The organism is Photobacterium alginatilyticum (assembly GCF_009910675.1).
GTDB classification, from domain to species: domain Bacteria; phylum Pseudomonadota; class Gammaproteobacteria; order Enterobacterales; family Vibrionaceae; genus Photobacterium; species Photobacterium alginatilyticum.
Window position 1 is genome coordinate 1 of sequence record NZ_RSEJ01000363.1, and the last position, 374, is coordinate 374.

Genomic DNA, 374 nt, shown 5'->3' on the forward strand with positions numbered 1-374 from the left:
ACCGGGGTCCTTCAGCTTTTCAGGCAAGTCAGATTGGATCATAGCATTTATATGCTTAATATAGAAGGATTTGACATTTAGATTTCGTTTTTTCGTGCAAAGTTCTTTGAGTGATTTAGCATACGAGGGTATGTGCTCGATTGCATCGATTAGAGGGATAGTGATCTCGACATCTCGGAGGACGTCAAGAGTCTTTTCGTTTATGGATTCAGATTGAGGCTTTTTCAGCCTTTCAGGAAATGGTGGTGGCGGATATGGATCAAGGACGATGAGGTCCTCCTCTGGCAGCTTATTGTTACTTGTTTCCCCTGTTCGAATTGGGATTTCTGTCTCTTTTTCCGCCTTCTCCTTTTCTTTGTCTGGTACGACTTCCT

At 43.0% G+C, this 374-nt stretch carries 1 protein-coding gene; it reads right to left on the reverse strand.

Annotation, left to right across the window (positions count from 1 at the left end; all coding sequences use genetic code 11):
• The coding region (locus EIZ48_RS28895) for a hypothetical protein (RefSeq protein WP_160658820.1) at nucleotides 1–374 on the reverse strand (374 nt) is incomplete at both ends.